This is a genomic window from Bifidobacterium mizhiense (assembly GCF_020884755.1).
Lineage (GTDB): Bacteria > Actinomycetota > Actinomycetes > Actinomycetales > Bifidobacteriaceae > Bombiscardovia > Bombiscardovia mizhiensis.
This window is the reverse complement of the sequence record NZ_BPWE01000002.1, coordinates 166,262-191,527: the sequence shown is the minus strand read 5'-3', so window position 1 is coordinate 191,527 and position 25,266 is coordinate 166,262. Positions and strand designations below refer to the sequence as shown.

19 protein-coding genes and 2 tRNA genes are annotated in these 25,266 nt (G+C 59.1%); 19 read left to right on the top strand and 2 right to left on the bottom strand.

What is annotated here, in order from left to right:
* The first annotated feature begins 172 nt into the window (after positions 1–172).
* The gene (locus LPC22_RS04295) at positions 173–2,149 is read left to right on the top strand and encodes a hypothetical protein (protein ID WP_229132596.1); all 1,977 of its coding nucleotides are present in this window, start codon (positions 173–175) and stop codon (positions 2,147–2,149) included.
* 53 nt (positions 2,150–2,202) lie between these two features.
* Here the strand turns inward: LPC22_RS04295 and LPC22_RS04290 are convergent.
* Positions 2,203–2,283: transfer RNA gene (locus LPC22_RS04290), tRNA-Leu, on the bottom strand.
* A gap of 40 nt (positions 2,284–2,323) precedes the next feature.
* A tRNA-Thr gene (locus LPC22_RS04285) sits at positions 2,324–2,396 on the bottom strand.
* A gap of 122 nt (positions 2,397–2,518) precedes the next feature.
* Here LPC22_RS04285 and LPC22_RS04280 point away from each other — a divergent pair.
* The 18 genes from LPC22_RS04280 (at position 2,519) to LPC22_RS04195 (ending at position 25,266) form a co-directional block, all read left to right on the top strand.
* Positions 2,519–3,643: a mannose-1-phosphate guanylyltransferase gene (locus LPC22_RS04280; protein WP_229132594.1), complete on the top strand. Its 1,125-nt coding sequence runs from the start codon at positions 2,519–2,521 to the stop codon at positions 3,641–3,643.
* A gap of 129 nt (positions 3,644–3,772) precedes the next feature.
* A complete protein-coding gene (gene pgi, locus LPC22_RS04275; protein ID WP_024627418.1) occupies positions 3,773–5,470 on the top strand; it encodes a glucose-6-phosphate isomerase in 1,698 nt (565 codons plus the stop codon).
* A gap of 221 nt (positions 5,471–5,691) precedes the next feature.
* Positions 5,692–6,063, top strand: coding sequence for a 50S ribosomal protein L19 (gene rplS / locus LPC22_RS04270; protein ID WP_024627419.1), 372 nt, complete (start codon positions 5,692–5,694; stop codon positions 6,061–6,063).
* Between the two features lie 145 nt (positions 6,064–6,208).
* The gene (gene lepB / locus LPC22_RS04265; RefSeq protein WP_144085344.1) at positions 6,209–6,973 is read left to right on the top strand and encodes a signal peptidase I; all 765 of its coding nucleotides are present in this window, start codon (positions 6,209–6,211) and stop codon (positions 6,971–6,973) included.
* Between the two features lie 7 nt (positions 6,974–6,980).
* The gene (gene rnhB / locus LPC22_RS04260; RefSeq protein WP_229132592.1) at positions 6,981–7,688 is read left to right on the top strand and encodes a ribonuclease HII; all 708 of its coding nucleotides are present in this window, start codon (positions 6,981–6,983) and stop codon (positions 7,686–7,688) included.
* 49 nt (positions 7,689–7,737) lie between these two features.
* On the top strand, positions 7,738–8,859 hold the full coding sequence (locus LPC22_RS04255; RefSeq protein WP_229132590.1) for a LacI family DNA-binding transcriptional regulator: 1,122 nt from the start codon (positions 7,738–7,740) through the stop codon (positions 8,857–8,859).
* Between the two features lie 102 nt (positions 8,860–8,961).
* A complete protein-coding gene (locus LPC22_RS04250; RefSeq protein ID WP_198189608.1) occupies positions 8,962–10,575 on the top strand; it encodes a xylulokinase in 1,614 nt (537 codons plus the stop codon).
* Between the two features lie 64 nt (positions 10,576–10,639).
* A complete protein-coding gene (locus LPC22_RS04245; RefSeq protein WP_198189607.1) occupies positions 10,640–11,332 on the top strand; it encodes an L-ribulose-5-phosphate 4-epimerase in 693 nt (230 codons plus the stop codon).
* A 31-nt stretch (positions 11,333–11,363) separates the two neighbouring features.
* Positions 11,364–12,878: an L-arabinose isomerase gene (gene araA / locus LPC22_RS04240; RefSeq protein WP_198189606.1), complete on the top strand. Its 1,515-nt coding sequence runs from the start codon at positions 11,364–11,366 to the stop codon at positions 12,876–12,878.
* A 243-nt stretch (positions 12,879–13,121) separates the two neighbouring features.
* Positions 13,122–15,113, top strand: a complete 1,992-nt coding sequence (locus LPC22_RS04235; RefSeq protein WP_144085350.1) for an LPXTG cell wall anchor domain-containing protein — start codon at positions 13,122–13,124, stop codon at positions 15,111–15,113.
* A 193-nt stretch (positions 15,114–15,306) separates the two neighbouring features.
* Positions 15,307–16,134, top strand: a complete 828-nt coding sequence (locus LPC22_RS04230; RefSeq protein WP_198189605.1) for a hypothetical protein — start codon at positions 15,307–15,309, stop codon at positions 16,132–16,134.
* 581 nt (positions 16,135–16,715) lie between these two features.
* Complete coding sequence (locus LPC22_RS04225; protein WP_198189604.1) at positions 16,716–17,795, top strand: class C sortase; 1,080 nt, start codon at positions 16,716–16,718, stop codon at positions 17,793–17,795.
* Positions 17,796–17,924: 129 nt separating this feature from the next.
* Entirely contained in the window at positions 17,925–18,773 is an 849-nt protein-coding gene (locus LPC22_RS04220) for an aldo/keto reductase (protein WP_229132588.1), read from the top strand.
* A 54-nt stretch (positions 18,774–18,827) separates the two neighbouring features.
* Positions 18,828–19,625: an HNH endonuclease family protein gene (locus LPC22_RS04215; RefSeq protein ID WP_229132586.1), complete on the top strand. Its 798-nt coding sequence runs from the start codon at positions 18,828–18,830 to the stop codon at positions 19,623–19,625.
* Between the two features lie 205 nt (positions 19,626–19,830).
* Entirely contained in the window at positions 19,831–21,825 is a 1,995-nt protein-coding gene (locus LPC22_RS04210) for a family 43 glycosylhydrolase (RefSeq protein WP_229132584.1), read from the top strand.
* A 123-nt stretch (positions 21,826–21,948) separates the two neighbouring features.
* Positions 21,949–23,274, top strand: coding sequence for an ABC transporter substrate-binding protein (locus LPC22_RS04205; protein ID WP_229132582.1), 1,326 nt, complete (start codon positions 21,949–21,951; stop codon positions 23,272–23,274).
* A gap of 64 nt (positions 23,275–23,338) precedes the next feature.
* Positions 23,339–24,301 carry a carbohydrate ABC transporter permease gene (locus LPC22_RS04200; RefSeq protein WP_229132580.1) on the top strand — a complete coding sequence of 321 codons (963 nt, stop codon included), beginning with the start codon at positions 23,339–23,341 and terminating at the stop codon, positions 24,299–24,301.
* Positions 24,298–25,266, top strand: a complete 969-nt coding sequence (locus LPC22_RS04195) for a carbohydrate ABC transporter permease (protein WP_198189600.1) — start codon at positions 24,298–24,300, stop codon at positions 25,264–25,266. Before LPC22_RS04200 ends, LPC22_RS04195 begins: the two co-directional genes overlap by 4 nt.

Sequence of the window (25,266 nt, the reverse complement as noted above, 5' to 3'; positions counted from 1 at the left end):
CAAACAGATGAAAGTGTATATGGGTTACTGCTTGGACAGCAAAGCAGATATGAAGTGCAGTGGCCCGTATTCTTGGGTTGGATGGGACAGCAACCCAAATCTTTATCAAAACCATCAGGCTAATTGGGGTATGGTGACCGACTATGGTTTTCCGGCTTATAGCGATAATACAATGGGAGATATAAATGCCACTGCTCCGGGCACAGCTCCGGCACGCTCCTTCTTCGTGTACTGGCTGAATCCGCGTGGCAGTACAAGTGATAATCCTGATGGCATCTGTTCTGAGACCAATTCGTACTATTACCAGTGGGTGGCTCTCAAGGACAGCGAGTGGGTGCCTGTCAATGAGCTGACCCCTGAGCCGGTCCTGGTGACAGGGCAGCAGCCGTCTCCTAATACGGCGACTACTACGACCAGCAAGGCAGCCCAAGTCAGTAAGTATTCCGCTTTCAACGTGAGCCCAAAGGATCCGAGGTATCTCGACAACCCCAACGTGCTTTTTGCCACTGATAAGGATGGCAATCTCATGCCTGCTCAGAAGGATGATGGCGGGATTGATTTCAAGGAGGCCAAGGAGAAGCAGGATCTTGACGGTTACTTCAAGATGGTCACTTGGCCTGTTACTACGAATCGGGACGGCAGCGCTTGTACCGTCAGTCCTGAAGTGTACAACCCCAAGAGTGCTGGTCTTGTAGGGATAAACGATGGTATGTCCACCGTTGAGAAGGATACGAATATCTCTGCGGGCTGGACGATCAATAGTGCCTTTTATAAGTATGATGTGCCTCGTCCCGATGATCCGACCATCACCAAGATCGAGAATGATGCGGATGCCGATTTGGATGCTTCTGGGAGCGTGTATACGACCAAGCTTGATCCGGTAATCAGTGGTGAGTGCACGCCCTCAAAGGATGCTGCGCGCCCTAACAAGGTCACTCTCTACGGCGAGGATCCCAACAATCCCATTGTGGAGGGCCAGGGCGCGAATGGTGATGACCTGGTGAAAAGCTCGGACACATGGGGATTCAGGTTGGGTGAAACCGTATGCGAGGTCGACACCGGCAGCAAGCAGGGGGGCTCCTGGCGGATACATGACACGAACAAGCTGTATCCGTCCCCGGATCCGGGCAACAAGTACAGCGGCTACAGACGTTATCATGCCTGGGTAACTGAGTCTATCTCCGGGTTCGGCCTGACCTCCTTCTTCTCGAATATCGGCACGGCTTATTTCGTCTCGGGTGAAAACGTCCCGGATGCGAGCAAGCTCGCGGTCACGGTGCCCCATACGGTAAACGGGAGTCTGCCGGCGGATTCGGTGGTGACATTCAAGGGTGAGGTGTCGCCTGTGTATACGGCATGGTCCTCGGGAGGGCTGGGGATGACGGATTCCAGGATGGCCATTTCCATGAAGCAGAATGCTGTCTCTGATTGGACCAGTCTGCTGACCACCTCGGCCAACACCTTCCAGAGGGATGCGGTGGTCAGCACGGTGTCTTCCGTCGCGGATTCCGCGACAGGTCTTACGCTGGGCTTGACCAAGACTGCGGATTCCACCTGGTCCTGGTCGCTGGATATTCCTGCTGACAAGTTCGCTGGCTATAACGGCAGTGACGAGACGCAGACCTATACCTTCCAGGTTGAGATGATCAACCCGATGAACCTACGCTCGAACCCGGCATCCATCGAGCGCAAGGTCGACATGACACCCACCACACTGGTCTTGGAGCGGTACGACGTCTTCCAAGTGGCTGGCAAAGCCTACAAGTATGTGGACGGGGACAGGAAGATTCCCGAGACCAAGGGGACCGCTGTCCGGATAACCTGGCCTGGAAATGGCAACAACAGCACCGATGTCATTGTGGGGGACCAGGGTTCATGGCAGGCGACTCCGCCTGAGGGTGTCAACCAGGGTGAGTTTACTGCTCAGGTGCTTTCCGACGATGCCGAGGGCCCTGATGCCCAAGGCAGGTTCCAGGGCGGGAACCAGTCGGCGTCAGTGTCGCATGAGCTGGAATTCCGCCCCTCGACGTCCTCTCTGCCTCTTACCGGCGGCTGGCCGCTTTCGATGCTCAAGATCATGCTGCTGATAGCCCTTGGTCTGGTGGGCTTCGTGGCCTGCCTGAGGAACAAGCAGGAAAGCCGCCACTGATCCCGGCAGGATCAGACAGGGCCTGTTCTTGCGGGCCCTGTTCTTAATACCTGTGCGCGAGATGGGACTCGAACCCACACGTCCGAAGACACAGGAACCTAAATCCTGCGCGGCTACCATTACGCCACTCGCGCGTACGACATGCCCTGCCGTTGAAAGGGCAGCTGGTGAAAGAGCCACTTGACAGAATCGAACTGTCGACCTTCTCATTACGAGTGAGACGCTCTGCCAACTGAGCTAAAGTGGCCTTCGCCTCCCGTCCGGACCTGCCGGAAGAAGACAACATGTCACATCATACTGGATGCGCGCGATAAAAACGCCTTGCACTTCGGGCCGAGGGTGTACAAGCTTCTTGACACAATGGAAGGCATGGATCTCAATGATTTCTATGCCGTCATTCCGGCCGGTGGTGTGGGCACCCGGCTCTGGCCATTGAGCCGCCAGGACCGGCCCAAGTTCCTCTATGATCTGTTGGGATCAGGCAGAACAATGATCCAGGGCACCTTTGACCGGCTGGCCGGCATCTGCGGGGCTGACCATGTGGTCGTCTCCACTGGCCAGCGGCATGTGGACCAGGTGCGTCAGCAGCTTCCGGATCTGGCTGAGGACGCGCTCTTCGCCGAGCCGGTTCCTCGCGATTCCACGGCGGCCATAGCCTTGGCGACTGCTGTACTGGCCCAGCGGCACGGCGGGGAAATCATCGTGGGCTCCTTTGCCGCCGACCACGTCATCCGAGACGACAAAGCATTCGCGGCCTCAGTGGAGCAGGCGGTGGCGGCGGCCCGGGCCGGTTTTGTGACTACCATCGGCATCGCCGCCTCCCGTCCCTCCACCGCCTTCGGCTACATCCACCAAGGACCCTCCCTGGCCGATCGCATTCCCGGGGCCCCTGATGCCCGCTTGGTCAGCGAATTCGTCGAGAAGCCGGATGCCTCTACGGCCCAGGCCTACCTGTCTACAGGGGAGTACCGATGGAACGCCGGCATGTTCGTCATGCAAGCGCAGGTGCTCCTGGACTGCCTGCGTCGTTACAAGCCGGAGCTCCACGCCGCGGTCATGGCCATCGCCCAGGTCTGGGATCAGGGCGGGCAGGCCCGCAGCCAGGCTATGGAGGAGTACTGGCCGGGCATCGAGAAGATCGCCTTCGACTATGCCGTAGCCGAGCCCCTATCGGCGGCCGGCGGCGTGGCGGTTGTTCCAGGGGGCTTCGATTGGGATGACATCGGCGACTTCAATTCGGTGGCCGGCCTGCTGCCGTCCTCCAACAGGCGCAACATCAAGATTCTTGGGGATGCCGACCGGGTCATGTATCTGGATTCAGCAGGAGACATGGTCGTGCCAGGCTCGGAACGCACGGTCGCCCTTCTGGGTGTGGATGACATGATCGTCGTCGACACTCCCGATGCTCTCCTGGTGGCCCCCCGGGCCCGCAGTCAGGAAGTCAAGGACATGGTGGCCAAGTTGGCCCAGTACGGCTGTGACGACATACTTTGACAGCGATTCGGCTCGGTCAAGCAGATTGACTGATTTTGTTGTCTTCTGTCTGCTTTTGTGAGTAGTTTGGGTTACAGAACCGGGTGCTCGGTAGACCGGGCATCACCTCATGAAAGGACCCGAACAACCATGGCCATCAATCCTCCAGTGGACGCTACCAGCACCAAGGCCTGGGCGGCCTTGCACCAGCACTTCGACGACATGCAGCGCCAGGGGATCGATCTGCGCGCATGGTTCGCCAAGGATCCGCAGCGCACCGAAAAGCTCAGCTTCGAGCTGGGTGATCTCTATATCGATCTGTCCAAGAACCTGATTCAGCCCGAGACCCTGTCACTGCTGGCCCAGCTGGGTCGCGAGGTCGGCCTTGAGGAGCGGATCGAGGCCATGTTCAACGGCGAGCACATCAACAACACCGAGGACAGGGCCGTCCTGCACACAGCCCTGCGCCGTCCCGAGGAGGATCGCGGCCGGCTGATCGTGGACGGCCAGGATGTTGTCGGCGACGTCCGCGACACCCTCAAGCGCATCTATGCCTTTGCCGACCAGGTCCGCTCGGGCAGCTGGACCGGTCTGACCGGCAAGCGGATCACCACCGTGGTCAACATCGGCATCGGCGGCTCCGACCTTGGCCCGGTCATGGCTTACGAGGCCCTGAAGCCCTACGCGGATGCCGGCATCAGCGCCCGCTACATCTCCAACATCGATCCCAACGACCTGGCCGAGAAGACGCGCGATCTGGATCCGGAGACCACGCTCTTCATCATCGTCTCCAAGACCTTCACCACCCTGGAGACCCTGACCAACGCCCGCCAGGCCCGCGCCTGGCTCCTGAAGAGCCTGGGGGAGCGCGGCCTGCTGTCCAAGGACGGCGAGGACCTCTCGGCCGAGGCCATCCGTCGGCACTTCATCGCCGTTTCGACCGCCCTGGACAAGGTGCGCGACTTCGGCATCGATCCGGACAACGTCTTCGGCTTCTGGAACTGGGTCGGCGGCCGGTACTCGGTGGATTCCGCCGTGGGCACCTCCCTGGCCATCACCATCGGCCCCGAGCGTTTCGAGGAGTTCCTCAAGGGCTTCAACACCGTCGATCGTTACTTCCGCGCCACTCCTCTGGATCGGAACGTGGTGGCCTTGATGGGCCTGCTCAACGTCTGGTATGTCAACTTCTTCGGCGCCCACTCGCACGCCGTGCTGCCTTATGACCAGTATCTGCACCGCTTCCCGGCCTATCTGCAGCAGCTGACCATGGAGTCCAACGGCAAGTCCGTGCGCTGGGACGGCACGCCGGTGACCAGCCTGACCGGCGAAATCTTCTGGGGGGAGCCCGGCACCAACGGCCAGCACGCCTTCTACCAGCTCATCCACCAGGGCACCCGTCTGATCCCCGCCGACTTCATCGCCTTCGCCAACACCCCCAATCCAGCCAAGGACGGGGACCAGGACGTCCATGAGCTCTTCCTGGCCAACTTCCTGGCCCAGACCAAGGCATTGGCCTTCGGCAAGACCGCCGACGAGGTCCGCGCCGAGGGCACTCCGGAGGCCATCGTTCCGGCCCGGGTCTTCACCGGCAACCGGCCCACCACCTCCATCTTCGGCGATGCGCTGACTCCGGCCGCCCTGGGCGAGCTGATCGCCCTCTACGAGCACATCACGCTGACCGAGGGCACGGTCTGGGGCATTGATTCCTTCGACCAGTGGGGTGTTGAGCTGGGCAAGAAGCTGGCCCGCGAGATCACCCCGGCCATCTCCCGGGATGACCAGGCGCTGGCCGAGCAGGACCAGTCCACCAAGTCCCTGATCGCCTTCTACAGGGCCCACCGCCGCTGATGTCATGCCGGGCCCCAGCGGGTCCGGTTGGTGGTATATTATTGGACAGTTGTTTGCCGGAAGGGCAGCTGCCGCATGGGCTCCCTTCCTTTCAGGTCCAGCCGGATGCTCCGGCGGATCGGCACCCCCGACGGCAGACCGTCGGGTTCCGTCAGGATCGCCTCCTTTGGTGGTTGCGGTCCATGTCATGGGTCGATGTGCGGCGGCCATGGAGGAACAGCATGAACGCGATTCAGGAATTTGACGCCAGCCACATGAAGCCTGCGGAGCAGATCCCAGACTTCCGCCCCGGCGATACCGTCGAGGTCAACGTCAACATCACTGAGGGCAACAACTCTCGTATCCAGGCTTTCACGGGCGTGGTGATCGCTCGTCAGGGCTCCGGCGTGCGCGAGACCATCCTGGTGCGCAAGGTCAGCTTCGGCGTGGGCGTCGAGCGTCGCTTCCCTCTGCACTCCCCGCAGATTGATTCCATCAAGGTGCTGCGCCACGGCCGTGTCCGCCGCGCCAAGCTCTACTACCTGCGTGGTCTGCACGGCAAGGCCGCCCGCATTGTCGAGCGTCGCGACAACAAGGCCGAGTCCAACAAGTAGGATTCAGCCAGGGCGACCCAGCCCAGGCCTGGCCGCTAACACCCGGGATGTAATGCTCCCGGGTTTTTCCATGCTTGGGTGTGTACGCTATGAGGCATGCGGAACCTTTTTGCGTGTGGGTTCCGGCGGATGACAAGGAGTGGATATGGCCTTTCGGGATGAGGAAGCGACCTCGTCGGGACTTTGGTATCCGGACGGCAGACAGGCCACCTCAGCCCCGGTGCCGCCCCGCCATGCCTTTGACCGCCCTGGCGGACGCGGCTCCACCAAGGGCAGCCACCCGCGTCTGGGCGAACGCGGTTTCCTGCCCGAGTTTCTGTTCGAGCTGGTTGCTCTCTTGGCTGTCGTCGCCGTCCTGCGCATATTTTTGTTCAGCATCTACGTCATCCCCTCTGGCTCCATGGAGAACACCCTTGGTGTCGGAGACAGAATCCTGACCACTCACCGGCTGACCAGGTCCATGATGGCCCCCCGTCGAGGGGATGTGGTGGTCTTTACTGACCCTGCTAACTGGCTAGGCGAAGAGTCCACTCCGAGCTTCCGCGGCAGTCACCTGGTAAAGCGCCTGATCGGCATGCCCGGCGACACGGTGGCCTGCAAGGGTCATGGCGCCCCAGTCACCGTCAACGGCGTCGCCTTGGATGAGAGTTCCTACCTGCGCCCAGGAGTGGAGCCCAGCTCCTTTGCCTTCAAGGTCAAGGTGGACCCTGGGTACGTCTTCGTCATGGGCGACAACCGTTCCAACTCCGCCGATTCCCGTCTGCACAAGGACGACGGCCACAATGGCCTGGTCCCCATGGACAACATCAAGGGCACTGCACTGCTGACCTACTACCCGGTGGGCAGCTGGAAGCTGCTCAACAACCAGCACAAGGTCTTCGACGCTGTGCCCGAGCCTACCCAGGACTGAACCGGCTGTGAGGCGGATCCTGCCGACCCTGGCCACCGAGGCTGCCTTGGCTGACCAGGGGGCTGAGTATGTGCTGGGCCTGGATGAGGTCGGCCGTGGAGCCCTGGCGGGTCCGGCCATGGTCGGCGTGGTGGCGGTCCGTTCCGCTGACCTGCACCATTTGAAGGTCCCTGACGGGGTGGCTGATTCCAAGATGCTGACCCCTGCGCGTCGACTGGCCATGTACCGTGACCTGGAGGACTGGGCTGCCGGCTGGGCGGTGGGGGCCTGCTCCAATCATGAGATCGACCAGTGGGGCATCGTTCACGCCCTGGGCATCGCCGCCCTGCGCGCGCTGGCCGAATTGGAGCATGGGATGGACCTAGGGCCCGGCCGCCGTCTGGCTGCCATCCTTGACGGCCCCAATGACTACATCACCCCGGCCGCCGACAGCTTTGACGCCCCCGACCTCCCGGTTCTGCCCAAGGTTTCCACCCAGGTCAAGGGTGATGCCCACTGTGCCAGTGTGGCCTGCGCGGCGGTCATCGCCAAGGTCACCCGTGACCAGCTTATGGTCCGGTTGGCCGCCTCTGACCCTGCCCTGGCCCCATACCAGTGGGAGCACAACAAGGGCTATGGGTCGCCTGCGCACCTGGAGGCCATTCGCCGTCTGGGACCCAGCCGTCTGCACCGGGTCAGCTGGCATTTGCCCTCGTCCGGTCCCGGCAGGGGCTAATATCGGAACGGTCGACACGGCTATCGTACGGCTATCGGAAGAAGGTCACATGCCCGCAGGCAGCGGGGGCAGGTCACGGTCCAAGCGCCCCTCCATGTTCGAGGTTGCCCGGCTGGCCGGGGTCTCCCACCAGACTGTGTCCAGGGTCATCAACAACTCCAAGGACGTCTCGCCGGCCACGCGGATCAAGGTTCAGCAGGCCATCAGGAAGCTGGGCTACCGTCCCAGCAACTCTGCGCGGGCCCTGGCATCCAGCCGCAGCCGGACCATCGGACTGGTGGCCGGCGGAGTCAGTCTCTTCGGGCCTGTTTCGTCAATTACGGCCATCGAGACCGTGGCCCGTTCCCATGGACTGTTCATGTCGGTCATGATGGTGGACGAATCAGCCTGCACCCTTGCCGGATTCCAGGAGCTCTGCGGCACCTTCCTGGAGCAGAATGTGGACGCCTTCATCTTTCTGACCCCCACCGACACCATGTTCCAGGCCGCCTGCCAGGTTGAGGTGAGCCAGCCCCGGGTCATCGTCACTTCCACTCATGGCATCACCAGTGTCGAAGAGGCCCTGAGCCGCCGGCGGGGCGACGGTCAGATAGCCCTGACCGGAATCGACCAGTGGGGTGCCGTGCAGCGCCTGGCCCGGCTGCTGGCCTCCCGGGGCCATAGGCGGGTGCTCTACATGGCCGGACCTGCACAGTGGCGGGATGCAGCCACCCGGCTGGCCTCCTGGAAGGTGGCCTGCGCTCGCTGCCGCATACGAACAGCCGTGGTCCACGCCCGCAGCTGGGAGGCAGGGGAGTCCTACACACTGATGAACCACCTGATCGATCAGCGGGGCATGAGCGGCACCTCCCTGCCCTCGGCCGTGGTCACCGCCAACGACAACCAGGCCGTGGGCGTGGCTCGGTCACTGCAGGAGCATGGCATCCGCATTCCCAGTGACATCAGTCTGGTGGGCTTCGACGACGTACCTACGGTAGACAACATGTTTCCGCCGCTGGCCACGGTCCGTCCCCGCTTTGAGGATCTGGGGGTGGCCACCATGCGGCAGGTCCTGGCCCTGCTTCACCAGGGGCAGCCGGTGGACTTCCCGGTCACCCACCACGGTGTTGGACTGATCCAGGCGGATGTGATCCAGCGTCGGTCCCTGGGCTACGCAATCAAGCGCCTCTGACCACTGTCGGCCCGCATCCCGCGGGCTTGCCTGATGCTCTGGACTCAGTTACAATCGGAACCAGACTATGTGAGCGTTAACATATCAGGCAAAGGAGCAGACATGGTTGTTGGCGAACAAGGCGTCATCGTGAGCGAATTAAAGGAGGGCGCGACCAGTCTGGGCATCGAATTCGGCTCCACCCGCATTAAGGCTGTGCTGATCGACCATGACTACCGGACACTGGCCACCGGGGATGTTGAGTGGGAGAACCGGTTGGAGGACGGCCTCTGGACCTACTCCATGGACCAGATCCACCAGGGTCTGCAGGCGGCCTATGCGGCCATGGCCGAGGATGTCCGTCGCCAGTACGGGGTGACGCTGACCAAGATCGGCGCCATGGGGATCTCGGCCATGATGCACGGCTACCTGGCCTTCGACAAGGATGGCCAGCTGCTGGTGCCTTTCCGCACCTGGCGCAACACCAACACCCGCCAGGCCCATGAGGAGTTGTCGCAGGCCTTCAGGATCAATATTCCCGAGCGCTGGTCCATCGCCCACCTCTACCAGGCCATTCTGAACGGCGAAGAGCATGTGCCCAAGGTGGCTTACATCACCACCCTGGCTGGCTACATGCACTGGAGGCTCTCCGGTCGCAAGGTCATCGGCATCGGCGATGCCTCGGGCATGTTCCCCATTGACTCCTCCCGCAAGGAGTTCGACCAGGGCCTGCTGGGCATCTTCTCCCGACTACCCCGAGTCCAGGCCCAGCCCTGGGACATTCACGACCTACTGCCCGAGCCATTGACCGCCGGCAGCGATGCGGGGGCACTGACCGCAGAAGGGGCCGCCTTGCTCGATCCCAGTGGTCAGCTGCAGCCCGGCGTGCCCATGGCTCCGCCCGAGGGCGACGCGGGAACCGGCATGGTGGCGACCAACGCAGTTCGCCCCCGCACCGGCAATGTGTCTGCGGGCACATCCATCTTCGCCATGGTGGTTCTGGAGCATCCCCTGCGTGACTTCCACCCCGAGGTGGATCCGGTCACCACACCGGCTGGGGATCCGGCCGGCATGAGCCATGCCAACAACTTCACCTCGGACCTGAACGCCTGGGTGGGACTGTTCGGCGACTTCGCCAAGGCCGCCGGTCTGGACCTGAAGGGGAATGCGCTTTACGCCACCCTGTTCAACCAGGCGCTCCAGGGAGATAAGGACGCCGGCGGGTTGATCAACTACTGCTTCTATTCCGGGGAATTCCTGGCTGGACTGGAGGAGGGCCGGCCCGTCTTTGCCCGCGGCCCCGAGGGACGAATGACCCTGGCCAACTTCATGCGTGCCCAGCTCTTTTCGGCCTTCTCGCCGGTCACCATCGGCATGGATGTGATGACCCGCCAGGAGCATGTCCAGGTGGACACCATGGTCGGGCATGGCGGCATTTTCGCCACGCCCAAGGTAGCCCAGCGGATCCTGGCCGCCGCCTTCAATGCCCCCATCAAGGTCATGTCCACAGCTGTGGAAGGGGGCGCCTGGGGCATGGCCGTCCTGGCCGACTATCTGGGCCATGCCGACCAGACCCTGGCCGACTACCTGGATGCCAATGTCTTTGCGGGTGTCCAGTCCACAACAGAGCAGCCGGATCCGGCTGATGTGAAGGGCTTCAGAACCTTCTTCGACCGCTTCACCAAGGGCCTGCCCATCGAGCAGGCGGCCGTGAAGACCATCCCCCTACAGGGATGAGGCCCGGAGCTGAAAACGTCAAGCGGCCGGATCAGCAGGATCAGGCCGGGAAAAGGAGTTGCAGATGGTGTCCTTGGCTGATTATTCGCCCGAGGTGCGCGACGAGGTGAAACTGGTGCGTGAGCAGGTGGCCACCTTGCATGCGCAGCTGACCAGGTGGAATCTGGTGGTCTGGACGGCAGGCAACGTCTCGCAGCGCCTGCACTCTGCCGATCTGATGGTCATCAAGCCCTCGGGGGTGCGTTATGAGCATCTGACCCCTGGCTCCATGGTGGTCACCGATCTGGATGGCAATGTGGTTGACGGTACCGAGGCTCCCTCTTCGGACACGCTATCCCACGCCTATATCTACCGGCACATGCCCGAGGTCTACGGCGTGGTTCACACCCATTCCACCTATGCCACCGCCTGGGCGGCCACCGGCAGGGACATTCCCTGCGTGCTGACCATGATGGGCGACGAGTTCGGCGGCCCCGTGCCGGTGGGCCCCTTCGAGCTGATTGGCTCCGAGGCCATCGGCAAGGGCGTGGTTGACACCCTCAAGGATCACCCGGGCTGCCCAGCTGTGCTCATGCGCAACCATGGGCCCTTCACTGTGGGAGCCGATGCCGAGGCAGCGGTCAAGGCGGCGGCCATGACCGAGGAGGTGGCCCACACGGTCTGGGCAGCTGAACAGATCGGCACGCCCAAACCCATTGATCCGGCCGACATAGCCAAGCTCAACGACCGGTACCAGCACGTCTACGGCCAGCACTGAGCTGGAAAGCATAAGCAAAGGAGCAAGAAGTATGAGCATGAAAAATCCCTTCGAGGGCAAGGAGCTTTGGTTCGCCGTTGGTTCGCAGGACCTCTACGGCGAGGAGACCCTGCGCCAGGTGGGCGTCCAAGCGGCGGACATCGCCAAGTCCCTCAATGACTCGGGTCGGATCCCGGTCAAGCTGGTCTTGAAGCCCACGCTGAAGGATTCGGATTCCATCCTGAACTTCATGGTCGATGCCTCGTCGAACCCGGCCTGCATCGGCGTGGTGGCCTGGATGCACACCTTCAGCCCGGCCAAGATGTGGATCAGGGGTCTGGAGAAGCTGCGCAAGCCGCTCCTGCAGCTGAACACTCAGCACCATGTGGAGATCCCCTGGGACACCATCGACATGGACTTCATGAACCTGAACCAGTCGGCTCACGGCGACCGTGAGTTCGGCTACATCCTGACCAGGCTGGGAATTCCGCGCAAGATCGTGGTCGGCCATTACACCGACCCCGAGGTTGCCGACAAGATCGGCGTCTGGGCACGCGCCTGCGCCGGCTGGGATGCCGCCAACAACATGAAGGTCTGCCGCTGGGGCGACAACATGCGCGACGTTGCCGTCACCGAGGGCGACAAGACCGAGGCTGAGCGGGTCTTCGGCGTCTCTGTCAACACCTGGCCGGTCAACGAGCTGGTCGAGCATGTGAATGCCGTCACCGACGTTCAGGTCAAGGATCTGATCGAGGACTACAAGCGCAGCTATGAGGTGGCTCCCGAACTTCTGGACTCCCGGTACGACTCCCTGGTGGTGGCCGCTCGTGAGGAACTCGGCATGCGGGCCATGATGGAAGAGGTGGGCGCCACTGCCGCTGTTGACAACTTCCAGGATCTGGGTGGCCTGCGTCAGCTACCCGGCGTGGGAGCCCAGCGGCTGATGGCTGATGGGTACGGATTCTCGGCAGAGGGTGACTGGAAGACCTCCGTTCTGATCCGGATCGGCAACGTCATGGGCTACGGGCTCAAGGGCGGCTGCTCGCTCATGGAGGACTACTCCTACAACTTCGTGCCTGGCCATGAGGAGATCATGGGCGCCCACATGCTGGAGGTCTCGCCCACGCTGCTGACCGAGGGGCGGCCCCGCCTGGAGATCCACCCCCTGTCCATCGGCGACAGGGAGGATCCGGTGCGTCTGGTCTTCACGGCCACCCCCTGCACCGATGCTGTGGTGGTCTCCCTGGCGGATGTACGCGAACGCTTCCGCCTGGTCATGAACGTGGTGGATGTGGTCGAGCCCGGCGGGTCCCTGGCCCAGCTGCCTGTGGCACGTGCCCTCTGGAAGCCCCGGCCCTCGCTCAAGGTCTCGGCTGAGTGCTGGCTGCGCGCCGGCGCGGCCCACCATACCTGCATGACCACCACCGTGGGTCGCGAAGCCTGGGAGGACTTCGCCCGGATGGCCGGCGTGGAGCTCGCTGTCATCGACGAGAACACCGAACCGCGCCGTTTTGAGGCCGATCTGCGAGCCGCCGAGCTCTACCATCGGCTGGACAACCGGCACTGATCGCCTGTTTCAGAAAAGGTTGCAAGGCCCTGCCACTGCACATGTGGCGGGGCCTTTGACATTCGGCTTGTCGGTTTGCGTTGTCCCTACTTTGTCGGTACAGTGATGATTAGGCAATGGGAACAGTGGCATGTCCCAAAGTTGACATATTGCCCACCCCCCTGAGTCGGGGAAGTGATCGGTTGGGGAGGCGAAGATGTGCCTGGCCATCCTGTGCCTATTAACAAAGAAGGGAATGCGTGCATGCACATGCAACGAGATAATGAAGGGATAAGGCTCCCTAAGCTTTTAGGCTTGGCGGTTGCCGGAGCGACGCTCCTGGCGGGCATGGTCGTTTTGCCAGCCACCCAGGCTTCGGCCGCTACTGACTATGGATATAATGCCGAAGATGACTTCAGGCCGGGTCCGCTGCAATCAACAGTGAGTCCTAAGCTGACAGTTACCAAGTACCTGTCGCTTATCCCGGGGTATAACCCCACGGGTTCCTCTGTGGATGCTGCAAAAATAAATGCGAACGCTGACATGGTTCCTGCAAAGGACGTTACGTTTAATGTCATGGAGGTCAAGTCTGCCACAGATAATTTGGCTGACATTGATCCAATGAATAATACTACGTACACTGTTCAGAAAAACTATGTCGGTGTGACCGACGGCCAAGGTGTAATCAATAAGTGGTATCCGGCTGCTGAGGACGGCGGTATGCCGGCTAAAGGCACGGCAGAAGCCGCCTTCCCAGGAGGTGCCAACCATTGGTACATTCTGCAGGAAAATCGCGCTAAGTCATGGGCTTTCAACCCGGACAATCCGAACAAGCTTGATGCGTTGAAGTACCAAGATGCGGCGCCATCTTTCTTTGGCCTGCCTTATGCAGCCACTTCGCTCACGGACGACACGAATACTGCAAACAAGGTTCAAGGATACATTTATAATCTGCATCTGTATCCGAAGAACTTAAACTCCACTCAGTTCTCCAAGACTGTGCAGTCTATTACGGGTTCAAATGGCGACGTAAAGACTCAGCGGACTGCCGTTGCCGGCGATACCATCAATTACAAGCTTTCACAGAAGCTCTACAAGGGCGACGCGAAATCTAACGATGGTAAACTTGACGTGACAGAGTTAAAGGGCGAAGGAAACGATGTTATCATTGCCGACCGTATGTCTAGCTCATTGCGACTGGACGGTGATTTCACTGTTGTGCTCCGTTCCGATACCGGTTCTCCTAAAGACGTACCACTGGTCAAGGATACGGATTATACGGAGTCAACTCCAACAGAAAATCCTGAAAGCTTGGTTTCTGGTAAGAAGATGTTTACTAACGATGCACCTACTAGCAATGTCTCTTACTATGTTTTTAAGTTCTTCACTAGTCTTGACAAGGTAAAGGGCTTCGATGCTCCATCCTTCTCGATTGTCATCACCTATAATGCCAAGGTCACTGGAGATGGTGATTCTACTGGCACGGATGGTGTTGCCAACGATGCAGCTTCAGATTTCAGCGAAAACTTTGATACAAGCGGTAACCGTCTAGATCCTATTCCTGAACATACGAATGTGATCAACGGAGTCGTTGCCTTCGGTAATGTGAAGAATGAAGCATCAAAGTATGCGGCTCTGCCAGGGTCCGAGTTCCGTCTGGTTAAGGATCAAACGGAACCCGACAAGTATCTCGGTTCTGATGGCAACTTCTATACTGCCGATGACGCGACTAAGCCGACAAACGTCGAACTCTATAAGGCTACGGCTAACAACAATGGTGTGGTAGCATTCGCTGGTTTGCCCATATTTGGTGATACAGCGAAAGCTGCTGATGGGAGTAAGAAAGTACTGCAAGGTAATTGGTGGCTGGTAGAAACCAAGACCCCCAATGGCTGGCGTAGTCCTGGTGTCCCCTTCCAGAAGGTGACATTTGGGGATGCGGGTAAGACTGAGCAGGAAATTGCACAGCAGTATGGTCCCCATGCTACGGTTCAGCCCACGTACAGTGAGTTGCATTTTGCCAAGTTCGGAAGGACTCCTCAACAGATTACCGATGCTGGCGGTTCGGCGATAAAGTTTAATAATGTGCCAGTCGAAACTTATCTGATGCATTATGCGACTACTGATGGTGATTCACCATTGGCCCTGCCTCTGACTGGTGGTCGTGGCATCCTGCTGCTGTTGGTTGTCGGTGCCCTGATCATGGGTGGTGCCCTTTACGCCCGTAGTCGGCGCAATAACGCCGCCCGGGCCTGATGATCACGGTCACATCAAGAATCATGTGAGGTGACCCGATGGCGGACGGTTCCTCCGTGAATCGTCCGCCATTTTCATACGGACCGTTGAGATCTTCTTCAGTCCGAGTATGTTGGGACGTTGGTTTTGATTCATTTGGACCAGCGGATCTGACGCAATTACGTCGTCGAAAGGCGGCCGGAAGGGAAGGTTTATGAAGGGAATTGCCTTGCCGAAATGCCTCACCCACCGGGTTCTGCCCTGTCTGATTGCGGCCTTGGCCTGTTTAGGCCTTACCGCTTTCGATATGACGCCGGCGGCAGAGGCGGAGACGGTCAACCCGACCCTGACGGTGCAACTCAAGAGAGGGCATTCAGGTCAAGGAGGTCAGAATGACATCCTGCCGAGTGCTCCTGTATCGGCTGGAGCAGGGTATGTGTTTCGTGCCCTGAGGCTGGATGCCAGTACTCTGAAGAGCCGGGTGGAGGCATTAGACCATAATCCTGGCGCTGATAAGGCACAAGCGGCCATCAGCAATGAGGTGGCAGCCAACCCAGATGCTTTCAAGGACAAGGCGCAACCCGCTGAATACTACGGTGTCTCTGATCAGGGAGGCACCATAACCAACTCATCAGAAGCAAAATCTCAAGGTGTTTGGCTTACAGGAGCTCAACTCGATTCAGATGTACCCAGTCTGACAGGCGGAAGTCCTGCTGTTTTCGACGGTGACTATTTCCATGCCTCGTATTGGCTGGTCACTCTGGTGGCCACACCCAAGAATGCAAAGGTAAAAGCCGACCCAGTGGTCGTGCAGTTGCCGCTTTACCGCGAACAGGGTGAAGTCCATCCGCTTTATGATGTGACAATAAGCCCCAAGCTTGTGGACGTGCCTCAGGTCGTGCCAGTAGTGCGACCAGGACCAGGCAAGCTTGCCGCTACCGGCGTATCCATGGTAGCGCCTGGCATTCTGCTTATGATCTTGGCCATGATGGGCCTCTACTTGGCGGTAGTCGCACATTCCTGGAACAGGGATGAACACTAGGTATTCTCCTGCCCATGTCGGTGTGATGCTAGCAAATGGCATCGTAGGCATTTGTGAGGATGCCTAAGGACCGGCGGTATCATATAGGTGCCGCCGGTCTTTGTATGTCAAAAGGTAGTAACGGGACTATTTGAAGTGCTGTGCGAGGAAGGCTATAGATGGACCAGAACACTGACTCCGCTACTATGAGCCCAGTTCATACCGCCGGCAACGGTGATGTTGCATACGAGTCCATTCCGACAGAATCAACCTCGTCAGACATACCTGCTGGGCAAGCAGATATGCCGCCTGCCTATGCTCCAAGTTCCGATATACCACCCTCCTATCCGCCTTCGGCAACACCTGAGGATAGAGGAGCTTCAGCATCGGATGATTTAGATACAATAGCAGCTCCAGTGTCTGTTTCAGGCCAAGCTACAACGTCGGCTCCCATAATTGTAGTTTCAGGACATCATTCCCAGGAAACAAGTCAACAAGGCAACGCTGGTCAGGCAGCTGCGGCAGCCTCCAAACAGGCCAAGAACGGTGGTAAGGCTCGCAAGTCAGGGCGGGGGTTCGGCCTCCTGGAGACCTTGGCCTTCATGATTGGTCTGGCAATCTTCCTCTACCCGCTATTGGCGGCATATGTAAACTATTCCAAGGATTCCACCGCAGTCGACAACTACGACCAGATCGTGGATGCACTTTCACCTGCACAGCGCAGAGCCATGTGGCGTGATGCCAAGAAGTACGACGAGGAATTAGGCAAGCCTACGCTGAGGGACCCCTTCAAGTACAAGGAAGTCAAGGAACCACTGGGTCGCTACTACAAAATCCTCAATGTAGACGGCAAAGGCATGATGGCCTATGTGGAGATCCCCAAGATCAATGTCAAGCTGCCCGTGCGGCACGGCACCAGCGATGTTGTGCTCAAGGATGGCACGGGGCACATCGCCACGACCCACGTGCCTACCGACAACAGAACCATCCACTCCGTCATTACGGGGCACACCGGCGAAGTCGGCTACATGCTGTTCGACAACCTGACCCAGCTGCGCAAGGGTGATGTCTTCCAGATACGTGTCCTCAAACGGCATATGAGCTACAAGGTGGACCAGATTAAGATCATCTTGCCTACCGATGTCAGTGCACTGCAGCCAGTCCAGAATTCCAACTATGTGACCCTGCTGACCTGCTATCCCTATGGCGTCAACTCCCACCGACTGATAGTGCGTGGTCACTATATCGGCGACGACGTGCCTCCTACCCAGCCTGAGGGGGCGCCCATTTACATGGTCTGGGTACTTCTGGCCCTGTTCCTGGCCTGCCTGGTGGGTTGGTACCTGCTTTCACGTCGCCGGCGCAACTGCCGTCACGAGCTGGAGCAAATGGAGCATCTGGAATCTCGAGCGACGGGACCGGGGACCATGGGGGAGCCGCTGGCCACGATCATGGTCAGCCATGAGCAGGAGACCCGTTCAGAAGCCACACGCCGTCGCCGGTTGATCAAAACCCGACGAATCTGCAGCGCCTTCATGTGGCTGTTGGCTGTGCTCGGCCTCTTCTTCGCCTGGGGCACGGTCGGCATGATGATGAAGATCAGCCTGCTGCCCGTATTCGACCTTGGCTACCATTGGTTCGATACCCACGTGCTGTACTTCTTCAGCATCAGCAAAATCTAAGCCGGTGCATGAGCGGGCAGGTTTGACCACATAGGACTGTTCTGTTTCAACCGGGCTTTTGCCTGGCTCTAGAATGGAGCGAGCATGGCCCGGCAGACGGCTGGGCTACATCCTGGGAAGGTGTGGACCATGACAGCAGTTCCTGACATTCTATTGTCTGACGGCAATCGCATTCCGCAGGTGGGTCTGGGCGTGCTCAGGATCGACGATGATCAAACCGCTGGAGTAGTGCAATCTGCCTTGGAACTGGGTTATCGCCACATCGATACGGCAGCGGGCTACCGCAATGAAGGAGGCGTGGGCCGTGGCCTCAAAGCCTTCGGTTGCCAGAGCGGACCTGAGCGTGACAACCTGTGGCTGACTACTAAGCTGCGTGATTCCGAACAAGGTTATGACAGCGCTCTGCGGGCTTTCGACCGCCAGCTGGCTCTGCTGGGCACCGACTATGTCGACATGTATATGATCCATTGGCCCACGCCGTTTGATTGGCGGGCCGACCAGGTTTGGCGGGCTTTCCATCGGTTGCGCGACCAGGGGCGGGTGCGGACCCTAGGAGTCTGCAACTTCCTACCCGAGCATCTGGAACGGCTGTACCGGGAGATGGGGGAGTACCCTGCCGTGGATCAGATCGAGCTGCACCCCAGCTGGCAGCAGCGCACGGTAACGGCCTTCTGCAAGGAGCATGGCATAGCCGTCCAGGCATACTCGCCATTGGCGCGTGGCGCAGACCTTACAGCCGGCGGCGGAAGGCTGGAGCAAATCGCCCAGGCCCACGGGGTCACGCCGGCCCAGGTGGTGCTGCGCTGGCACATCGAGAACGGGACCATCATCATCCCCAAGTCTGTTCACCGGGAAAGGCAGGCGGAGAACCTGGATCTGTTCGGCTTCAGCCTGACACCTGAGGAGCATGCCGCCATCGATGCCATGGACTCCTCGGTGCGTGCAGGACACGACCCGATGACCTACGCCTATGCCTGACCGCTATGATGGATGATTCATGCAAGCAGTCGACATAGGAGGTATCGGCGGTAGATGACCGGTCCGAGACGCAGAAGATATCGGTATCGAGGCCGCAGCCGGTATGGTTCTGTCTGGCGCAATCCCGCACCGGCCCGCTTCCGTCGTGAATCGCTCACGGAACGGGTGCTGATTCTTCTGGTGGTGGCTGTGGTCCTAGGCATCACCATCGGCCTGATATTGCCAAGGGTCAACGGTGGAGTCGGACGGCTGACCGGCCGATATACGGCAACCGGCGATGCGGCCCAGACCCTGCAGAGTCTGACAGTGGACGATCATTCCCGCCCTGGTCGCCAGTACCGGCGTGAGTCCTTCGGCTTCAAGGAGACCGATGAGGATGGCAACGGCTGCAATGTGCGCGAGGATGTGTTGACCCGCGACCTGACTGACCTGCGTACCACTACTCCCGGCGGGTGCAAGGTGGCCAGCGGTCGTCTGCAGGATCCCTATACCGGGCGAACCATCGAATTCGTCAGAGGGCCGAAAACCAGCTCGGCCGTGCAGATCGACCACGTGGTCGCTCTGGAGAATGCCTGGCGGTCAGGAGCCAGCAAGTGGGACACGGCCCGCCGCTATCGTTTTGGCAACGACCCCTACAATCTGCTTGCTGTGGACGGCCCGGCCAACCAGGCCAAGGGGAGCGCCTCGGCCGACTACTGGCTGCCCGAGAACAAGGACTATCAGTGCTCGTATGTGGCCCGTCAGATAGGAGTCAAGGACAAATACTCCCTGAGTGTCACCAGCTCGGAAAAACAGGCCATGCTGGCTGTTCTGCATACCTGCCCAGGTCAACCTCTTCCGCAGGATCGCTGATCGCCGGCTTTTGGAGGATAGGCAGAATTGAACGCTAGGTAAGTGTTTATTCGCATAGGAGCTCTATAGTCCGACTTCTGCATTGAGTTGGATCGTTTAGGTTGTGTTAGTATTATTGCAGTTTGATACACAGTTGTATCAACTGCATAGATTTCGATTTGATCAGGGTCTATGACCGCAACCATCAGCAACAGAGAGGTTGACTATGAATGAGAATATCGGCTCGGATATACCCGGAAACGGAAACCGTATTCGGGATCATACGCTGGCAAGGCACAGATTGGCCGTTCTTCTTATCGTTCTAGCGATGATTCTGGGCTTGTCCTTTGGAGCGCCAAAGGCGGCTGCTGCTCAAGGAGCAGGGCAAAAGTCCGATTCTGCAGGCGGAAGCGGGCTGATCGTCAATGACCGTTTTTGGGATGACGCTGACGGTAATCCAATGTATATGCAGGGCGGAGGAATTTTCGATTTCCCGGATCCCGCGACGGGGAAGGTCTCTCATTTTTGGTACGGTGTTCACTTTTCCCAGGCTGAAGCTTATCGACAGGACCCAACCCATGCGCTCACTGGCAATGATTTCATTTCGGTGGATGCCTATAAATCCGCGAATCTGACCGATTGGCAGTATCAAGGCGTGGCGTTGGACAGGGCGCAGGCTGATGCATTCTCCAGTGACTTTGGTGGCCGTAGTGCGGGTTGGGTATGCAGAATGGGAGTTGCTTATGTCCCTGAGTTGCACACTTATGCCATGCTTATCCAGCATGAAATGCCTACTGATGCAACGGGTCGCAATTTCGACAAAAAGGTGATGATCGCTACGGCCAATTCGCCTGCTGGACCGTTCAAAGCCCAGAGGCGTATCGACATGCGCGATTACGGGCTGGGCACCAGCAATACCGGTGACCAGAGCGTCTTCCAGGATGAGGATGGCACAGGTTATCTGATTTACTCCTATGGCCGTGGCCGGGGCAGTGTCTGGGCAGCCAGAATAGGCGCCAGAGGGGGTCAGGTGGATTTGCTTGAACCTACCAAGCTCTACCAGGGCTTCGGACGTGAAGGCAATGCGCTCTTCAAGCACGCTGGCCGGTATTATTTGGCTGGTTCCGATCTATTCGGGTGGGATGCATCCCGAATTCATTTTCAGGTAGCAGATCATCTGTTTGGCCCATATCAGCCCGTCAATCAGACGGTGATCATGGATGGCAGCCGAGCGGATTTCGGACACATCACTCAGACCGGTTTTTACTACACCTTGCACGGCAGCCGAGCAGAGACCGTCATTCACTGCGGCGATCGATGGGCTGACTTTGCGGGTAATGGGCTTGGATACAACCAGTGGAATCCGCTGAGTTTTGATGATTCCGGTACGCCTCGCTTCAATTCCATGAGTCGGTGGAAGCTGGATGCTGGCACCGGCCTTTGGTCGGTTGACGATGCCAATGACTATGTGCTCAACGGTTCCTTCGAAGCGGACAGGGTTTCGGTGGGTGAACAGGGGTATCGGGATAAGGACGGTAACGTGATTGCCGATATCGCCGGATGGCGGCGGGTCAATCCAGATGCCGTGAACAACGTAGCCGATGCCTATGGGCGAGTGGGCGACTATGATCTGCAATTCGCGCCCGGACGATCCCGCACTGCCTCCATTATCCAGGATTTTGATGAACCAGGGCACGTTCCCCTGCACGCCGGCCGTTTCCTTCTGAAACTCTCCTATGCGAACCCTAAAGGCATGGATCATGCCAGGATCGCGATTGAATCCGGCGGGAAGACCTCGGAGATTGACCTGGCTGCCTCTACCGGCACAGACTGGAAGCAGGCCTCCTTGCCGGTCGATCTGCTAGGCGGGCATACCAAAATCACTATTGAAGCCTCCGGCAGTTTGGGCCAGACCCTGCATGTGGATGACGTGTCCCTGACAGGTGTGCCTGAAAAGGGCGATGAGACCAATGACCTGGTCGATCACGACGGAAATGGTACGCCGGCAGGCCCTGGAGGGTCCGCGTCCGGTTCTGTGGAGCCAGACAAATCCCTGCCTGTCCGTCCTGTCGCTGGCAGCGGCGGTCTATCCTCCACTCTGGCTGCAACAGGCAGCGCTATCGGCCGTGCTCCAACTCTCGTAGCGAGCTGCCTGGCGGCGGGCATTCTGTTCATGGTCGTGGCCGTCTACGGTCGGCGGCGTCTCATTGAACAGAATTGACAATTCAAAGCTACGGCTTATACTGAATAACACGTTGGTACACAGTTGTATCAACAGTCGGAAGGAGCAGGGCGTCAAAACCTTATCAAGGACGTGGTTTTTACAAACATCGAAAGGTTCATCATGAATTCTGCAAGGAAAATCCTGACCATGGGCGTCACCGTGGTCGCCTTGGCCTCGTTCGCTGCCTGTGGAAGCAGCGGGTCTGGATCAACATCGAAGCCAGCGGACACCAGCAAGGCCTCTGGGCGCATAATCTTTTGGGGCTGGGGCAATGGTATCAAGGAGACCATTGCTGCTTTTGAAAAGGCCAACCCCGGCATCACTGTGAAGTACAACAACACCGGCACTGCTGGTGACACTCAGGTGGCCTTGTCCAACGCAGTCGCTGCAGGCAAGGGCATCCCCGATGTCACCATGCTGGAGGATCCTACCGTCCAGCAGTTCGCGATTGAAGACAACTTGGAAGACCTGTCAGGGTATGGGGCGGATAAGTTTGCTGATGACTTCGCTCCGGGACCCTGGAACAAAGTCCAGTATGACGGCAAGCCCTATGCTCTGCCCATTGATGCCGGTCCCGAGGTTTTCTTCTACAACAAGGCGGTCTTCGACAAGGCTGGTATTCCCGAGCCCCCAAAGACCTGGGATGAGTACTACCAGGACGCCAAGAAGATCCGAGCTGTGGGCTCTTACATCACCAACAACGCCGGCGACAAGAACGCCTATCAGCCATTCACCGCACAGGCTTGGCAGGCTGGGGCCCACCCATGGAAGGTCGATGGTGACAAGATCACCATCAACATGACCAAGGATGCCGGCATGAAGCGGTATATCGACTTTCAGCAGAAGCTGATCGATGAAGACCTGCTCGATACCAAGACCGCCAACTGGTCCGATGACTGGAACAGGGCGCTTAACGATGGATCGGTGGCCTCGCTGACCATCGGTGCCTGGATGCCCACCAATTTGGAGTCCGGTGCACCCGACCAGAAGGGCAACTGGAGGGTCGCGCCTCTGCCTCAGTGGAAAGAGGGAGACAGCGTGTCCGCAGAAGACGGCGGTTCGGCTCTTGTCGTGCCCAAGAAAGCCAAGAACAAGGCGGCCGCCTGGAAGTTCGCAGAATACCTGACGCACGGCAAGGGAGCTCAGGTCATGGCCGACCAGGGCAGCTTCCCCTCGCTGAAACGCATCCTGAGCTCGACTGAATTCACCAGCAAGAAGAACGAGTACTTCGGAGGTCAGGAAGTCAACAAGGTGCTGACCGAGGCAGCCAACCTCAAAGTCTCCAAATTCCAGTACCTGCCCTACAACCCCTTCGCCCAGTCGACCTATGGAGATTCCATCGGCAAGGCCTACATGAAGCAGACCACACTGGAGAAGGCTTTTGAGGACTATCAGCAGAAGCTAGTGGATCACGGCAACCAGCAGGGGTATCAGGTCAATAAGTGAGTGATTATGGAGGCGGCTGACCATGGCCGTCTCCGGGCAGCGACAGGAAAGAAGGAGAGGCATCATGAGTGAAGTCGAAAGTTCGACTGTGCGGGTTCCGGCCCCCGCGCGGGCTCAAGGCCCTGGCGGAACCAGCGAGAGTCGCACTGGGGAGCGGCCTCACAGGCCCGACTGGCGTGGATGGAAGTTCATGGGACCCTTTGTCCTGGTCTTCGTATTCGTTTTCGTCCTGCCGGTGCTCTATGCCATCTACCTGAGTCTGTATGAGAAGCGCATGATCGGAGGGAACGTCTTTGTGGGTCTGGCCAATTACGCCAGGCTGATCAAGGACGGGCAGTTCTGGTCATCAGTTGGCCGTGTGGCGCTCTTCACTGTGGTTCAGGTGCCCATCATGCTCCTTCTGGCGGCATTGATGGCGCTGGCCCTGGACTCGCTCAAGCTGCACGGCACGCGCTTCTTCAGAATCACCACCTTCTTGCCCTATGCGGTGCCTGCTGTGGTGGCGGCTCTGATGTGGGGGTTCATCTACGGCACCAAGTACGGAATGGTGGGTTCCTTGAATCAATGGCTGGGCACGCATATCGATGTTCTGCAGCCCAGCGTGCTTCTGGCCGCCATCGGCAACATCAATACCTGGGAGTTCACGGGCTACAACATGCTGATTTTCTATTCCTCGCTGTCGACTGTGCCGCACTCGCTCTATGAGGCAGCGGCCATCGACGGGGCCTCGGAGTGGCAGATCGTGCGCAGCATCAAGGTTCCTGAACTCAAGAGCTCCCTGGTCATCACGGTCATCTTCAGCATCATCGGCAGTTTCCAGCTCTTCAATGAGCCCTCGGTCCTGCAGACCATGGTTCCAGGCAATGCGATCACCACCTATTACACCCCCAATATGTATGCCTACAACCTGAGCTTCATGGGCGGTCAGAGCAATTACGCGGCGGCCTTGGCCATCGTCATGGCCATCATTACCATGGTCGCTGCCTACGCCGTCCAGCTCAGGGGAATGAAGGAGCAGATGCAATGAGCACGGTTGATTCGAGGACTACCGACGGGGCCAAGGCTGAGCGTATGCGTGCTCGGCGCGTCGCACGTGATGAGCGCGCGGAACGTCGAAGGGCAGCTCGAACGGGATTCTCCAATCCGGACAATCCGCGGCGCAGCTGGCTGTTGACCCTGGTTGCGGGAATCTTCGCGCTCTATTGCCTGTTTCCCCTGATCTGGCTGGTCATCAATGCCACAAAGACCCAGTCGGACTTCATTGGCACCTTCGGCTTGGCCTTTGGGCACAAGTTCGCCCTCTGGGACAACCTGCGCGAAGTGTTCACCTATGAGGGCGGGATCTTCGGGCGCTGGCTGCTCAACACCCTGCTTTACGTGGTTGTGGGAGCCGGTGGCGCCACCTTGCTGGCAGTACTGGGTGGATATGCCCTGGCCAAGTTCCGCTTTCCTGGCCGTCGCCTGGTCTTCGCAGTAGTCATCGGAGCCATCAGCGTGCCGGGTATTGCTCTGGCTGTGCCTCAGTTCCTGCTCTTCGCCAAGATCGGACTGACCGATACGCCTTGGGCTATGATCATCCCCAGTCTGATCTCGCCCTTCGGCCTGTACCTGATGTGGATCTTTTCCGACCAGGCGGTGCCTACTGAGCTGCTGGAGGCTGCCCGAGTCGACGGGGCCGGGGAGTTCCGTACTTTCTGGCAGGTCAGTCTGCCTCTGCTGGCCCCCGGCATCGTAACCACGGCGCTTTTCACTATTGTGGCCACTTGGAACAACTACTTCCTGCCCTTGATCATGCTCAAGGATTCCAATTGGTATCCGCTGACAATCGGGCTCAACAATTGGAAGGATCAGGCATCGACAGCTGGTGCCCATGCCATTCAGAACCTGGTGGTGACGGGCAGCCTGGTCACCATCATTCCCATCATCGTTGCCTTCCTGCTGCTGCAGAAATACTGGCAATCCGGCTTGGCTGCTGGTGCTGTCAAGGAATAG